Here is a 14,684-nt window from a genome sequence, read left to right on the forward strand (position 1 = left end):
CTGGGCTTCACAGCCCAGCCTACATCTCTTCTATGAATTGCCGTAGCTTCTTCATGGCATTTTTTTCCAACTGACGCACACGCTCAGCAGAGACGCCATATTTATTGGCCAAATCATGCAGGGTCGCCTTATCATCTGCCAGCCAACGTTGCTGCAAAATATCCTGACTACGTTCGTCGAGACGCTCTAAGGCAAGAAATAAATGTTCACGTCCGCGCTCATCACTTACTTCCTGCTCGATTAGCAAAGCGGGATCGCTTTTTGGATCATGTAAATAATGCGCTGGAGCTTTGAAACTTTCATCTTCATCTTCAGAAACAGGCGCATCATAGGAGGTATCCATTGCATTTAGCCGCTGCTCCATAAGCATGACATCTTCCGGGCTAACTCCCAGGTCATTAGCAACAGCATTAACCTCTTCGCTATTTAACCATCCCAAACGGCTTTTCATTTGGCGCAGATTAAAAAATAATTTGCGCTGCGCTTTGGTCGTTGCAATTTTGACAATTCGCCAATTACGCAGAACATATTCATGAATTTCAGATTTAATCCAATGAACAGCAAAAGACACCAGACGAACACCCATTTTAGGATCAAAACGTTTTACCGCCTTCATCAGGCCTACATTCCCTTCTTGAATCAAATCATTCAGGGGTAAACCATAGCCCAGATAACCACGGGCTACACGCACAACATAGCGTAAGTGGGCAAGCACCAAGCGACGCGCACCTTCCAAATCGCCTTCGTTTTGGAAGCGCTCAGCGCAGTCAGACTCTTCTTCAGCAGAGAGCATCGGGATTTGATTAACCCGATGAATATAAGCATCAAGACTACCAATAGGTAAGGTCAATGAGGCTAATTGCAACTGCTGGTTCATGCTATTTCCTCCAGTAGATAAAATCATAGGAATTAAAAATGTATAAAAATGCAACAATCATTGTATTATATATCAATTATACGGTTCAATAGAAGCGAGTTGCCTTTTTACTGACAATCTGGCTCCTAACCATCCAAGTATTGTCGCGACTAACACCAACAAATAAGCTTGTTTTACGGACAAACCCATAATGGGGTAATGCATTTGGTAAACTGTTGCAAGCTGCTTCACAGCGACAGCAAGACTCAACATGAAAATATTCACAAAAAATACGGCAAGAATGGCGCCTGCCAAGCTGTACCAGATCCCAGAATATAAGAATGGCCTGGCTATGTAGGGATCTGTTGCCCCGATTAATTTTAATACCTGAATTTCTTCATGGCGGTTATGAATCGCCAAACGTAGAGTATTACCAACAACCAAAACAACCGCTGAGGCAAGTAAAGCCATTAAGGCATGAGCGACCTTACTGACAAAACCAAGAATTGCATGCAATCTACTGATCCATTCCATATCAAGCTTCGCTTGCTCGACTTGGGGATAGGCTTTCAAACGGGTATATAGTTGCTCCATTTGTGCTGGAGTATTAATGGCAAGGACCGGAATAACCTCAAGTACTGTAGGCAAGGGATTTTCTGGTAAATAACGCATAATATCATGCATACCCTCTTGCTGTTGCAGTTCAGCAAGCCCTTCTGAGGCCGATTTCAGTGTAATATGTCCCACACCTTCTGTTGCTCGTATCTGATCTAAAAACGCGGTTTCTTCACTCGCGGTTAGAGAGGATTTGAGATAGAGCGAAATATGCCCACCACGTTGCCAGCTTCGTGTTAATTGATCGAGGTTATCTGTAAAAACCCAAAAAAGCGCGGGTAAGGTTAAAGCAATAGCAATCACGACAACGGTCATCATAGTTGCTAACGGTTTACGACAAAGCAAGTTGAGACTGTTACTGGCTGCCTGTAAATGATAAGACGCTAAGGACCGTAGCTTATTTAACATAAACGGCCTCCTTTCAGCATAACAATACGATGTCTCATTCTGGCAATTAGCGCCAAATCATGGGTAGCGACAAGCACAGAAACGCCAACCTGATTAAATTGCTCAAATAGTTTCATAATTTCGGAAGAAAGGCTCGGATCCAAGTTACCGGTAGGTTCATCGGCAAGAAGCAATGCCGGTTTATGCACCACTGCTCGCGCCAGCCCTACTCGTTGTTGCTCACCGCCTGATAAATGCACGGGCAACATTTTTTCCTTTGCTAAAAGACCAACCATATCTAAGGCAGCATGAACCCTTTTAGTAATCATAACCGGTGCCATCCCCTGAATCTGCAAGGGCAGAGCTACATTATCAAAAACGGTTCTATCATTTAATAAATGGGGAGATTGGAAAGTAATGCCTAGGCTGCTGCGATAAATAGCGACGTCACGTTTCTTTAATTGATTTAGGCGGATCCCGTTAACCTCAATCTGCCCTGATGAAGGTGTTTCAAGCCTAGCTATCAGTTTTAGCAAAGTACTTTTTCCGGCTCCGGAATGTCCTGTAAGAAAGGCCATTTCTCCTTGAGCCAGAGAAAAGTTAATATTGCTTAGGGCTTCAAAGCCACCTGGATAACGTTTATTTACTTGCTCAAACTTGATCATCATTGAAAATTGCTCTGACAAATTGCTGGGCATCGAAGGGGCGTAAATCGTCAATTCCCTCACCAACTCCAAGATAACGAAATGGTATCCCTAATTCATTAGCAATAGCAAACAAAATACCGCCCTTTGCACTGCCATCAAGCTTAGTCATGGTAATGCCTGTTAAGCCAACAGCTTGGTGGAATTGCTGAGCCTGATTCAGCGCATTTTGACCAATACTTGCATCCAAAACCAACATGGTTTCATGAGGCGCATTAGCATCCAATTTTTGGATAACTCGCTTCACCTTCTTAAGCTCTTCCATCAAGTTACCTTGCGTATGCAAACGGCCGGCCGTATCGGCGATTAAAACATCAATACCACGCGCCTTAGCTGCCTGCAAAGCATCATAAATCACAGAGGCGCTATCCGCCCCAGTATGTTGGGCAATCACAGGGATCTGATTACGCTCACCCCAAACCTGAAGTTGTTCCACAGCTGCGGCACGAAAGGTATCGCCGGCAGCTAACATGACTTTCTTACCCTGTTGTTGAAACTGCTTGGCTAGCTTACCAATAGACGTTGTTTTACCAGCACCATTCACACCTACGGTCAAAATCACAAAGGGCGAATGATCCGGTGTCTCTAGACTCAAAGGCTTTTCACCCACAGACAAAATAGCCTCTAAGCGCTTTTTAAGCTCATGAAAAACAGCATTACCATCGGTCAACTGTTTTCTCGCAAGCCCTTCATTCAATTGTTGTAGGATACTTTGTGAGGTTTCAACACCCAGATCCGCGGTCAACAAAAGAGTTTCTAACTCTTCTAACAGGGCGGCATCGATCTCCTTTTTCCCAAGAAGCAAACGCCCTATCCCATCGCCGAATTGTTGACGAGTTTTGGTCAGCCCACGTTTAATACGGGCAAAGAACCCCTGTTTCTGCGGTTCCTCGCTGGCAGCCATTGGCTCGGGGTCGACCAAATTCTCATCTGGGTGCAATTCTTCTACCTGCTCTGGTGGTGACTCTGCGGGAGGAGTTTGGGGAGCGGTTTCGCCCTGATTTCTTTTAAACCATTTAATCATAAGGTATACAAAACGAAGGAAATGTGGAATTCTATCACTTTTTTTGCTTTGGAGTTAATCCATGCGCGCTGCATTATTACTTCTATTTTCGGTCCTTTCCTGCCAATCATTTAGCCAAGTCTACGAATATAAACTAAATAATGGTCTTAAAGTACTTGTAAAAGAGGATCATCGCGCACCAGTTGTGGTCTCCATGATATGGTACAACGTAGGTTCGTCAGATGAACCAGGGGGAATTACCGGTATCTCCCATGCCTTAGAACATATTATGTTCAAGGGGACGGCCAAGTATCCTCTAGGTGTTTTCTCAAGAACGATTGCGGCAGTCGGTGGGCAAGAGAACGCCTTTACTAATTATGACTATACTGCCTATTTTGAAAAAGTTGCGGCTAATCAGCTGCCAATAAGTTTCGAACTTGAAGCTGATCGCATGCAGAATTTGCTCTTGGATGAAAACGAGTTCGCCAAAGAAATAAAAGTGATCCGCGAAGAACGCCGCTTACGTACAGATGATAATCCACAGGCATTAGCCTTTGAACGTTACCTAGCAACAGCCCATCTAAGCGCGCCCTACCATCACCCTATAATCGGCTGGATGAGCGATATATATCAGATGAGCATTAAGGATTTAAGAGCCTGGTATGAGCGTTTCTATGCCCCCGATAATGCGACTCTTATAGTGATAGGGGATGTCAATCCAGAAGAAGTTCACAATCTGGCTGAGCAATATTTTGGCAAAATCACTAAAAAAGCCAGTTACGAGCGCAAACCTCAGGCAGAGCCACCCAATTTAGGCCCTAAATTCACACAAATTTATGCACCAGCGCAACTCCCTTTACTCATGTTTGGCTATCCAGCCCCTAGTGTAAAAACGGCCAAAACGGCCTGGGAACCTTATGCCTTAGAGGTGATTGCCGCAATACTGGATGCTGGTGAAAGTGCGCGCTTTGCCAAAGATCTTATTCGCGGCTCACACGTCGCAAGCGGCGCTAATGCTTATTACAATATCTATACACGCTACCCAACCCAATTTATCTTGTTCGGTATTCCCTCGCAATCTCACACTATCGATCAAGTTAAGGCCGCACTGCTTAAGGAAATTAAACGGTTGAAAACTGAGCCAATTAGTCCGGCTGAGCTACAGCGGGTTAAAACGCAAATTATTGCCCAAAAGACCTATGAGAAAGATTCAATTTTTGGACAAGCCATGGAGTTGGGCTTATTAGAAACTGTCGGTCTAGGTTGGAAAACAGCAGAAACCTACGTCGATAACATCAACGCTATTACTGCCGAACAAATACAACAGGCTGCCAATCGTTATTTCCAAGACAACGCAATAACTGAGGCTCGCTTGATTCCTGTAGAATCCGGGGGACCACAAGAATGAAATCATTTTTCAAGCTTAAACAGCTGAGCAACTATCTGGCTACATCGCTGATTTTTACTGTTTCACTCAATGCACAAGCCAATACCTTTAAAACGGAAGAATGGCAAACCGCCAACGGTAGCAGAGTTGTATTTTATAAGGCGATGGAAGTGCCGATGCTTAACATTAGCATTGCCTTTGCTGCAGGCTCTGCCTATGACGGTAAACTCTTTGGCTTAAGTGCTTTAACAACAAACCTGCTCAATCAGGGCAATGCGAACATAGATGCTTCCAAAATTGCAGAAAAGCTAGCCGATGCAGGCGCACAATTCTCTGGCGAAAGTAGCCGTGATATGGCTGTTTTAAGCCTTAAAACCTTAACCAAAGCAGATGCAATGACACAAGCAGTAGATACCTTTACTGCCATTGTCAGCAAACCCGATTTCCCTCAGGATGCTTTTAATAGAGAAAAAAGCCAGCAGCTACTGGCTATTGCGCAAACCCAAGAGTCACCCGAAGATGTTGCCAATCAAATTCTTTTTAAGAAACTCTATTTGAATCATCCTTATGCTCATCCAATTAATGGTACAAAAGAGGCTGTAAAAGCTTTAACGGTCAAAAATGTCCTTAATTTCTATAAGCAATACTATGTTGCGTCGAATGCCGTCCTTGTAATGGTTGGCGCAATTGATAGTGAAAAAGCTCATCAATTAGCAGAACAAATTACCCTAGGCCTACCTAAAGGGCAGCCTGCCGCTCCTGTTCCCCAGGCACTGCCTTTGCAAAAGGGAGAAAGGATTGCTGTTGAGTTCCCATCCTCACAAACCATACTCCGTCTGGCACAAATTGGTATTAGCCACCATAATCCTGATTATTTCCCGTTGACAGTGGGTAATTATATTTTGGGTGGAGGGGCATTGGTTTCAATTCTAGCTCATGAAGTTCGCGAGAAACGTGGCCTAACCTATGGAGTTACCAGTCAGTTCATGCCCATGCCAGGTGAGGGTCCCTTTGTAATCAGCCTGTCGAGCCAAAATAAAAGCGCAGCTACCGCCCTAGAAGTCACCGAAGAGACCTTGACTACCTACCTGGCCAATGGTCCGACGGAGAAGGAGCTCAATGCGGCCAAACAATACCTGACAGGTAGTTTTCCTCTCTCTTTAGCTTCTAACGCGAGCATTGCTTCTATGCTGCTGCGTATCAGTTTCTATAATTTGCCGAAGGATTACTTAGATAACTATATATCTCGCATTAATAAGGTGACAGTGGCAGAAATCAAGGCAGCATTCCAGAAACAAATTCACCCTGAATACATGTTAATCATCGCTGTGGGAAAACACCCATTTAAGGTGTAGGTTTGAATCTTGATGAAAAGCTGGAATTGAGCACAGCCTTTCAGTGAATAGGAGTGAGCCCCTATAGTGAAACAGACAGTACGCATAATCGGCGGCCAATATCGCGGGAAGAAGCTTCATTTTCCGGAGATTGATGGCTTAAGGCCTACGCCTGATAGAGTTAAAGAAACTTTGTTTAATTGGCTAATGAATGATATTCGCGGAGCCCGTTGTCTTGATGCCTTTGCTGGTAGTGGAGCACTGGGTTTCGAAGCCTATTCTCGTGGTGCTGAGCAAGTCGTCTTTGTAGAGGCCTCTGCCCAAGCCTATAGCAATCTTAAACATCTTGCCTCATCCTTTCAGTCTGACAAGCTTATAGTCATCCAAGACAAGGCTGAAAATTATCTGCAAAAAGCCCTAGAACGCTTTGATATTATCTTTCTTGATCCCCCTTTCGCCAAGAATCATCTACCCCAGTGCATAAATTTGCTGGCCTCTTCGGAATTATTAGTAAATGGCGGCCTGCTTTATATCGAATCTGAAGAAAAACAACAGGTTGACTCATCACGCTGGCTGGAAAGAAAATCAAAACAGGCAGGGCAAGTCAGTTATAGCCTTTATGAGAAGATTGCTTGACAAGGCGTCATGCTCCTGTTTCAATCTCTGCAGTACTTATTCGATTTCAAAGCCTAAAGATGATCAACAAGTTTGTCATACTTATTATCTGCTCCATACTGTTCACAGGATGTGGCAAAGTTTTTAAAAAGCCCCCGGTTAATGATCCGAGCGACGACGCCACAATAAGGCTTGCTGAAGCAGCAACCTCTGTTAGTGATTCTATGCTGGAGATGGCGCGTGTAGAAAAGGTGATTACGCCCCCTACGAAAGATAATACGCTTACTATTCCTAATGCTTACAACCTGCAAGCTCGGGCTTCTGTTGATTGGTCAGGACCTATTGAAGAAATAACAGCACGTGTTGCAAAAGCAGCGCATTTCCGGTTACGTGTTTTGGGTACTGAACCTTCCGTTCCCGTATTGATCAATCTTACCGTCAAGGATGAAAGTCTTGCTGAAATCTTAAGAAATATCGATTACCAGGCAGGCAAGAAGGCTTACATCCATGTTTATCCTAACAGTCAAGTTGTTGAATTACGTTATGCGAAAATTTATTCCTAGTTTATTAATACTATGCCTTGCATCCTTGGTTGCTTGTCATCGCAATGTAGAGAAAGCCCCTGGTGATACCAGTTCCTTGGCTGGTCTGCAGTCTATGTCAAATAATCTGAGCACCAAAGCTACACGCAAGAAAAACAAGAACAAAATCAGGGAAACCGCCATTAAAGAAACTGCTCTTAGTGTAGGAGCCCAATCTGGCCTTGCCTGGCGTGCTAAGATTATCGATAATCAACTGACTAAGCTTGGTCGCAGGCTTGATATGATTTACGACTTCAATGCCGTGATTCTTGAACATAACGTTCTCCCCCCTGTATTGCTTGAAGGACGTAACACCCTCAATTTGGCAGATACCCAAACTATTCGTATATCCGACAGAACCTACAAGATTGCTAAACAGGCTCGTTTCGTTACAACACCACCAAACTGGCGTCAATATTTATGGATGGATTATAAACAGCCGGATCCACCCAGTTCCTTCCTCTTACCCAAGACAAGAAGGGAGAAGCAAGTCTGGAGCTATTGGGTTGAAAAAGGTTGGAAAGATGGAATCGAGCAGGCCAATGTTATCCTTGAGGAGAGTGTGGCTCGCATTAAGGAAGACTTTAGCGGTATGATTTTGTATCGCAAATTGCTAGCGATGAATATGGTTTCTCCACCCTTCGTCTCTCACACTGATTTGGGTGTAACTGGTGATGCCTCAGAAATTCACATTGACGATCGTGTATTGCGAATTACCGCCTTACCGACTCTCAATACCAATTCTAAGGAATGGATTGCTGCAGTCTCTAAAGATGAGAATGCTTTGGAGCACTTCAAAAATATGGAAAAATTGGCGCAAAACACTAAAATTATAATTACAAGTAAAGCCTGGCAACCTGTTATTGCCCCTGTTAATTGATTAGAGAACTATGACAAATGTTAATTTAATGCCTGATGAGCCAACTCGCTTTTCGCCTGTTTTCATGGATAAAATGCTACAGCATGCAGAAAGCTTAAATGCATCGGATATCACTATTCAAACCGGTTCAGCTATTTTTGCAGAGGTTTATGGTAGATTATTAAAAATTACTAATCGCAGCCTTTCCAATACTGAGTTGGGCGATCTGATTAATTCCATTTATGGCCCAAACGCTACAACCCAATTGCTATCTGGAAAGGATATTGATACCCATTACGAGTTTCGCCCTATGCGTGGCCTTCGCTACCGCTATCGGGTTAATGCCACCGCTTGTCTCGTTGAAGGCCACGATGGCATACAAATAACCTTAAGGACAATTCCTACTACCCCTCCTAAATTGGAGACAATGAACCTACCAGAGAATATTCTTGAGGCTATTGCTCCACAGGAAGGAATTGTTTTTATAACAGGGGCAACGGGTTCGGGTAAATCAACTTTGTTAGCCTCTATTATCCGCGATCTGATAGAGAAAGATGATTCCCACCGTAAAGTATTAACCTATGAATCGCCAATTGAATTTGTCTACGATGAAATTGAAACGATTTCATCTGTTGTAAGCCAATCAGAAATTCCGCGGCATTTGCCTGATTTTGCTGATGGTGTACGTAATGCCTTACGCCGTAAACCACGTTTAATCATGGTAGGAGAGTGCCGTGACGCGGAAACCATTAGCGCTGCACTTGAGGCAGCACTCACAGGACACCCAGTCTATACAACGCTCCATACCTCCGGTGTGGCCGAGACCATGAGACGTTTAGTCACTTCTTTCTCTGGGGAAGAAAGGCTTGGTCGAACAATTGATATTTTAGAAACGATCCGTCTCTGTATTTGGCAAAAATTAGTCCCCACCGTCGATGGCAAACGGGTTGCTCTAAGGGAATACCTGGTTTTTGACGAAGAAGCTCGTGATATTTTGCTTGAGGGGGATCCTAATGAGGTAACCGCAACAACCAGGAAACTTGTACGTCAACGTGGTCAGCTAATGACCGTCGATGCAAAAAATAAGTTCGAGCAAGGTATTATTTCTGAGCGTGTTTACAAGCTGATTATTGCAGGTACAAAGGAATATCAACGGTAGCTTAGTAATAAGCTCCGTAGGCTGGGCTGACAAGTCCCGCATTATCCAGCTACAGCGCTACGTTCCGTCATCCAGAGAGCCCAATTTCTGAGAGAGAAAAACATCAGGAAAGAACTTCGAACCAGCGCCCCTCATCCGCCCTAAGGGGAGAAGGTGGCGCGAAGCGCCGGATGAGGGGCGGTTCTAGCGCACCCCCTCCGCAAAAAGTGGAGGGAAGTTCTTTAGGAGAGTCCCAAACAAATTTACTTATACAAACAGTCACTTTTAATATTCATGAACAAATACTTTATAGAAAGCATTTTATGTGTATAATGTGGGCAAAATAATGTCATAAAGAAAGATTTCAAAAGAAATCTCAAAACTTATAAAGTACTTAAAATCTCATGCAAATCTATAACACTCAACTGAATACACCAATAGAGATCTATACTGACCAAGAACCAACCACGCTAGCTATTCCCATACCAACAAAGCATCCCTATCTCCAAATCGTTCTTCCCAAATCTGTACAAGAGAGTGAGTACTTTAAACATAATTTCTCTAAAATACTGGCTCATGGCTATAATTCAACAGAAGGTGACAAATTAGTAATAGCCATAACAGGTGCAAGAAAAATAGCCAGCGTTATTCACTTAATGTGTCAGCAAAGAAGTTATATCCGTCAACAAAATACACAAGAATTTATTCAGTTAAAGAGGTTAGCCCAAACTCTGACGTCTCAAATCATTACTAGGCCACCACCGGCCAAAAGCAAAAATATCGCAGCTTATGAGGTTGTGCATGATAGTAACGAGATGCAAAGAGGGACGGCCAGTGCAGCTCATCAAACATCAAAATTAGCTAAGAAAGGACACCGCGCAGAAGAGGTATTTAAGCAGGCTGAAGCTGATAGAAATATTATTGATATCGAAGCCTTTAATGGTATTTGCTACCGTCTTTTATTAAACGAGCAAACACCAAAAGTCAGAGCAATCCATGATTCATCAGGAAAGCGTCTCGGTCTTATTTCTCGCTCCATAGATAACTTTCGATCTTTGCATGATTACTATAAGGCAAAGAAAGCACGATATGGGCGATTTAGATCTCCTCCCCAGGCAGATCTGATAGAGGCTCGTATTGGCAGAATCCTAGCTGCAGCCTATTTTGGAGAAGAAAATGACTTGCATGGCGGCAATATTGGCTATGACCCTATTAACCTACTTAGTTATAAAATCGATCATGACCAGGCAACCTGGCCATTTACTTCAAAATATCGAAATGCGAATCCCCAAAAGATCGTTGAAAAAACAACGCGACGAGCCCATGGTATAAGGCCTGTTGATGCCTTCCCGATTACTCAAAGAGATATTAGCAATTTTCCGCATTTAACCGATGCCAAACCCAATAACTTTCCTGATCGTTCCGATTCAGCAGTTCTGAATTTAACCCGCATCGAAGAAAATGAGGATTTTATCTACGATGCCTTTTCAATCTTTCTAAAAGCTGCGTTGACTACTAAACAGGTCTATAGCAATATTGCCAACGCAACTATCCGCAGCGAAAAACTACGTGAACGACTAGTAAATCACAAAACAGAACGTAGTGAATTACTCAAAACCGAGCTGATTCAGAATGAAAAATTCGCCAAATTTGTATTTACTCACCCTAATTTGAAAAGACAGTTATTAGCTGAGCTTCGCGAATATAATGAAGATTACAAGGCAACAAGCCCTTTACATGTTGACCTTGCCCCAATTGCTCAGGAATTTGACAGAGTAAAAGAGCGCTGTGAAACACTCTATTTTGCACAAAATGATGCAAGACTTAGCGCAATATTTGAAGCGTTTTATCAGCCAGACAACGATTATGCTCAGGATCTAGTCTTTGATTCCAAGGAAAGGAAAAACAATACTCTTAGACAGCTCATGACCGAATTGCAGATCAACAAGGCCTCTGCAGAACGACTCTTTGTTCGCGCATCAAAACTATGGCTGAACAAGCCGGAAAACCAATCTAAGCTAGTTCAAATTCAACAAGCTGAAGAAAGGCTTGATACCATTCTACAAGATCTTATTGCTCTCGATGGCAAGGTAGGCTTTTTTGGTGGTGAAACCTGTCAACTAGAAGACGGCAAGGAAATCGAGATTGCTAAAGGTGCGGCGGCTATCTTCGAGAACTACCAAGAATATAAAAGCGGAGCCCAGCCTTCTGCAGTGGAAGCCTTAAATAAAATAATTATTCAGGCCCATCATTCAAATAATTATCAAGGACATTATTTTTTCAATCGACGCCAAGAAGAAACCAGTCTTTTTTATCAAAAAGTCATGAGCATAGAGCCAGACATTTTGCAGAATATTGCGGAGGAACCGACATCTAATTGTTTTGGCTGCTAACGGACTCGTAATAGGTTAGCCCCCCTCCCATCTCGAACTCCCGCGGTCAAGCCGCGGGAATTCGAGATGGGGGTGACCTATTACACGGACTCCTGCTAAATCATAATGACTTGATTTCTACCATTATGTTTTGCCCTATACATCGCCTCATCAGCCCTAACAAAAAGAGTCTCAATATCATCGCCATGGCGTAAGGAAGTGAGGCCAAAAGAAGCAGTAATAACCACTCTTGTATCACGGTAGCAAAACTCTGTTTCTTGAATTGCTTGACGTAAGTTGTCAAGTACTTTCCAGCCATCATGATCAGAAGTATGTTCAAAAATAAAAACAAATTCTTCGCCACCATAACGTGCCACAAAATCCACTGCGCGCAGGGATGAGCGGAATAGTGTCGCAATTTTCTTGAGCACTTTATCGCCAGCAAGATGGCCGTATTGATCGTTAACATCTTTAAAGTGATCAATATCAGCTATGGCTAATGTCATGTCGCCAAAGCCTCGTTGCCAACGGTGAAAAGCATTCAGCACATACTCATCATAGGCTGAGCGGTTAGGTAGACCGGTCAATGAGTCCTGGTTAATTCGTACTTTTTGGAAAGATAATTGCTCCTTAATTTTTGCAACGCCAGACTCTGCTTCAGTTAATTTAGCTTGTAAAGCAATAACTTGCTCTTCATAGCCTTTTACTCGCGTTTCCTCATTGTCTCTAAAGGATTTAATTTGCTGAGCAATTAGATCTAGACTACCCACTATTTTCGTCGATAATTCCTCAATCGTTTGCGACTGATCAATATGATTTTTAATCGCTATTAGATTTTCTTGTAACCCAGTTTCCAAAGTTTTTCCTGCTTCGTGAGATTGCAAATTATTAGTGTTTGAAACTTGCAGATAAGAGCCAAAATCACGCAGATAATCAGCAAATTTATTTAAAAATCCTTTAAATTGATTATGTTCAAGATTAAAGGCTTCGATAACCAGATCAGTTAAACTATCAACGACCTGTGTCAGGCTATTGAGAGTGAGTTGCTGAGACAAATTCGATTTCAGCGCTTCTAATCTGGGTGAAAAATCTTCAGGGATTTGCAAATGTTCTATTAACTGGCTTAGTCTGGCATTAATTTGCGTATTAACTGATACCTCTTGTGAATCTTTCTTTGTTATTGGTATCCCTGCTGGTTGCGATAACTGTTCAGCTATCCACTGAACACTCTCCTCGAGCAACGCCATAAAATTATTTAACAGCTCTTGCTCATTGGTATCGGCTCGTAACAAAGACTCAATTTGTTCAAAAGTACTTTGATCTTGAGCCTTGATAATCTTAGATAACAGACTTGTACCCTGTTTAACAAAGTCCCCAATTCTAGCCTTATTTTCCTGTTTCTTTTTCTGCAAGGCATTGATTGCATTGACTAGATGCTCAACGCTTTTTTTAATTTTGCTGCTATCTTGGTTTTCTTGAATGTTTGTTTGCAGATTATGCATCTGTCTGTCTACACCAATATAGATACCGTTAGGTAGCAGGCTTAACTGATAGATGGCGCTTTTCAGCACAGAGATTTCATCTTCCAATTTGTCACATTTAATCTTGTATTGACTAATTGTATTGACAATTTTGTTTTTTAATTCCTGTTCAAGCATGACAAAATTCCATTTAGTTTTAAGAGTCTTCCTTTTTAACTAATTATAGTACTGATTTTTGCTCGCATGTACAGCCCGAGTTAAGAACAAACCGCATCTTTATCAGATGCAACCCTCTTTACTACACAAAGAAGTCAATACTCACCATCAATTAATGCTAGATTGAAACATGCATTTTTTTGCTATTTATTTCAGTTTAAATTAATAGTTAGTATCAATAAATTTGCCTTAGATTAACAGGAAAAACATGGTAACTTTTTAACAAAATAAATTGGTTAGACTATTATTTTTTTTGTAAATATTTTAGAAATTCCAGGCTTTAAAATTTTAGAGACTTATTATGGGAAAAAGAAAACAAACAGCCAGTACTCACGAAGCAGCTTCGCTTAATCTACCTCTGGTTATGACTGGTCAGTCAAGCGATAGCCCTGCTGCAGCCAGTAGTGTAGCTCAATCCAGTGAAGATAAAGCTTCAACACCCCCTGAGTCGCCCCGTGTTAGCGAGTTAATTAGTCAACACAGCATATTCATCTCTGATGCTCAAGATAAAGGTCTTGAACATTTATTCAATGAATACAGTAAGATAAAACACTCACTCAAATCCAAAGATCAGAAGAATATAACTAAAGCTACTTATAGTTTGCTCATTTTAATCAAACAGTTAGAGAATCATCCAAAGAAGAAACTTATAAATTCCCACCTAAAAAATTGCTGGTATCTAAGAGCGGCTTGCCTTTTTTATGTAGAAGTAAGTGCAAACCCCGGCAGCATTAGCCGTCGGCAAGAGGCCTATAACTGTATAAGAAAAGCTATAGAGCTAGGTTTTGATGATAGTAAGCATGCTTCTCCAACCCTATTTGACTTCTTAGCCAAATCCTATGAGTGGAGGGATGCAGGTTTAGCGCATACTCGCCGACTTAAAAGAATTGCTGATCTGACAGAAGAGAGGCGTGATCTTTATGACGAAGATATAAGAAAATCAGCCTGCGTAACCAGTTTCATCAAAAGCTATAGCCACAATAGAACTATTATTCAACGATACTTGGCAGAAATATTTCCCGAGCAAGCCCAAACAATCCTGGAGCATGCGCTCGAATTAAAACCCAAATCGCAAACACCAGGTTATATAAGTCCAAGATTTTAGATATCGAATTGCCGTGGCCAAGCTACGGGAA

At 42.3% G+C, this 14,684-nt stretch carries 13 protein-coding genes; 8 read left to right on the top strand and 5 right to left on the bottom strand.

Annotated elements, in window-relative coordinates; genetic code table 11:
• Positions 1-19: 19 nt before the first annotated feature.
• The 4 genes from rpoH to ftsY form a co-directional block, all read right to left on the bottom strand.
• On the bottom strand, positions 20-877 hold the full coding sequence (gene rpoH / locus BN1094_RS10350) for an RNA polymerase sigma factor RpoH (RefSeq protein WP_043874317.1): 858 nt from the start codon (positions 875-877) through the stop codon (positions 20-22).
• Between the two features lie 72 nt (positions 878-949).
• The gene (ftsX, locus tag BN1094_RS10355) at positions 950-1,879 is read right to left on the bottom strand and encodes a permease-like cell division protein FtsX (protein ID WP_043874318.1); all 930 of its coding nucleotides are present in this window, start codon (positions 1,877-1,879) and stop codon (positions 950-952) included.
• On the bottom strand, positions 1,873-2,523 hold the full coding sequence (gene ftsE / locus BN1094_RS10360; protein WP_043874619.1) for a cell division ATP-binding protein FtsE: 651 nt from the start codon (positions 2,521-2,523) through the stop codon (positions 1,873-1,875). Before ftsE ends, ftsX begins: the two co-directional genes overlap by 7 nt.
• Entirely contained in the window at positions 2,510-3,466 is a 957-nt protein-coding gene (gene ftsY / locus BN1094_RS10365) for a signal recognition particle-docking protein FtsY (protein ID WP_245614306.1), read from the bottom strand. The genes ftsE and ftsY overlap by 14 nt, the downstream gene beginning before the upstream one ends.
• Positions 3,467-3,647: 181 nt before the next feature.
• On the opposite strand from ftsY, the gene BN1094_RS10370 reads away from it, so the two are divergent.
• The 7 genes from BN1094_RS10370 to BN1094_RS10400 all read left to right on the top strand — a co-directional run bounded on the left by BN1094_RS10370 (position 3,648) and on the right by BN1094_RS10400 (position 11,872).
• Positions 3,648-4,973 (top strand): M16 family metallopeptidase, encoded by a 1,326-nt coding sequence (locus tag BN1094_RS10370; RefSeq protein ID WP_043874320.1) that lies wholly within the window; start codon positions 3,648-3,650, stop codon positions 4,971-4,973.
• Positions 4,970-6,307 carry a M16 family metallopeptidase gene (locus BN1094_RS10375; RefSeq protein WP_043874321.1) on the top strand — a complete coding sequence of 446 codons (1,338 nt, stop codon included), beginning with the start codon at positions 4,970-4,972 and terminating at the stop codon, positions 6,305-6,307. The genes BN1094_RS10370 and BN1094_RS10375 overlap by 4 nt, the downstream gene beginning before the upstream one ends.
• A gap of 66 nt (positions 6,308-6,373) precedes the next feature.
• On the top strand, positions 6,374-6,922 hold the full coding sequence (gene rsmD, locus BN1094_RS10380) for a 16S rRNA (guanine(966)-N(2))-methyltransferase RsmD (protein WP_043874322.1): 549 nt from the start codon (positions 6,374-6,376) through the stop codon (positions 6,920-6,922).
• On the top strand, positions 6,919-7,464 hold the full coding sequence (gene dotD / locus BN1094_RS10385; protein WP_245614292.1) for a type IVB secretion system lipoprotein DotD: 546 nt from the start codon (positions 6,919-6,921) through the stop codon (positions 7,462-7,464). Before rsmD ends, dotD begins: the two co-directional genes overlap by 4 nt.
• The gene (locus BN1094_RS10390) at positions 7,445-8,362 is read left to right on the top strand and encodes a type IV secretion system DotC family protein (RefSeq protein WP_043874323.1); all 918 of its coding nucleotides are present in this window, start codon (positions 7,445-7,447) and stop codon (positions 8,360-8,362) included. The genes dotD and BN1094_RS10390 overlap by 20 nt, the downstream gene beginning before the upstream one ends.
• Before the next feature lie 28 nt (positions 8,363-8,390).
• Positions 8,391-9,500: a Dot/Icm type IV secretion system ATPase DotB gene (dotB, locus tag BN1094_RS10395; protein WP_043874621.1), complete on the top strand. Its 1,110-nt coding sequence runs from the start codon at positions 8,391-8,393 to the stop codon at positions 9,498-9,500.
• 383 nt (positions 9,501-9,883) lie between these two features.
• On the top strand, positions 9,884-11,872 hold the full coding sequence (locus tag BN1094_RS10400; RefSeq protein WP_043874324.1) for a hypothetical protein: 1,989 nt from the start codon (positions 9,884-9,886) through the stop codon (positions 11,870-11,872).
• Positions 11,873-11,967: 95 nt separating this feature from the next.
• Here BN1094_RS10400 and BN1094_RS10405 read toward each other — a convergent pair whose 3' ends face one another.
• On the bottom strand, positions 11,968-13,509 hold the full coding sequence (locus tag BN1094_RS10405; protein ID WP_043874325.1) for a GGDEF domain-containing protein: 1,542 nt from the start codon (positions 13,507-13,509) through the stop codon (positions 11,968-11,970).
• A 340-nt stretch (positions 13,510-13,849) separates the two neighbouring features.
• Here BN1094_RS10405 and BN1094_RS10410 point away from each other — a divergent pair, with 340 nt between their 5' ends.
• Positions 13,850-14,653, top strand: a complete 804-nt coding sequence (locus BN1094_RS10410; RefSeq protein ID WP_043874326.1) for a hypothetical protein — start codon at positions 13,850-13,852, stop codon at positions 14,651-14,653.
• The last annotated feature ends 31 nt before the right edge of the window (positions 14,654-14,684 follow it).

The organism is Legionella massiliensis (genome assembly GCF_000756815.1).
In the GTDB taxonomy this organism is placed as follows: Bacteria; Pseudomonadota; Gammaproteobacteria; order Legionellales; family Legionellaceae; genus Tatlockia; species Tatlockia massiliensis.

Excerpts from the sequence above, each read along its gene's own strand:
- BN1094_RS10410 (WP_043874326.1), top strand. The coding sequence starts at position 13,850 with ATGGGAAAAAGAAAACAAACAGCCAGTACTCACGAAGCAGCTTCGCTT.
- BN1094_RS10405 (WP_043874325.1), bottom strand. The coding sequence starts at position 13,509 with ATGCTTGAACAGGAATTAAAAAACAAAATTGTCAATACAATTAGTCAA.
- dotB (WP_043874621.1), top strand. The coding sequence starts at position 8,391 with ATGCCTGATGAGCCAACTCGCTTTTCGCCTGTTTTCATGGATAAAATG.
- rpoH (WP_043874317.1), bottom strand. The coding sequence starts at position 877 with ATGAACCAGCAGTTGCAATTAGCCTCATTGACCTTACCTATTGGTAGT.
- BN1094_RS10390 (WP_043874323.1), top strand. The coding sequence starts at position 7,445 with ATGCGAAAATTTATTCCTAGTTTATTAATACTATGCCTTGCATCCTTG.
- BN1094_RS10400 (WP_043874324.1), top strand. The coding sequence starts at position 9,884 with ATGCAAATCTATAACACTCAACTGAATACACCAATAGAGATCTATACT.
- BN1094_RS10370 (WP_043874320.1), top strand. The coding sequence starts at position 3,648 with ATGCGCGCTGCATTATTACTTCTATTTTCGGTCCTTTCCTGCCAATCA.
- ftsY (WP_245614306.1), bottom strand. The coding sequence starts at position 3,466 with ATGGCTGCCAGCGAGGAACCGCAGAAACAGGGGTTCTTTGCCCGTATT.
- ftsX (WP_043874318.1), bottom strand. The coding sequence starts at position 1,879 with ATGTTAAATAAGCTACGGTCCTTAGCGTCTTATCATTTACAGGCAGCC.
- ftsE (WP_043874619.1), bottom strand. The coding sequence starts at position 2,523 with ATGATCAAGTTTGAGCAAGTAAATAAACGTTATCCAGGTGGCTTTGAA.
- BN1094_RS10375 (WP_043874321.1), top strand. The coding sequence starts at position 4,970 with ATGAAATCATTTTTCAAGCTTAAACAGCTGAGCAACTATCTGGCTACA.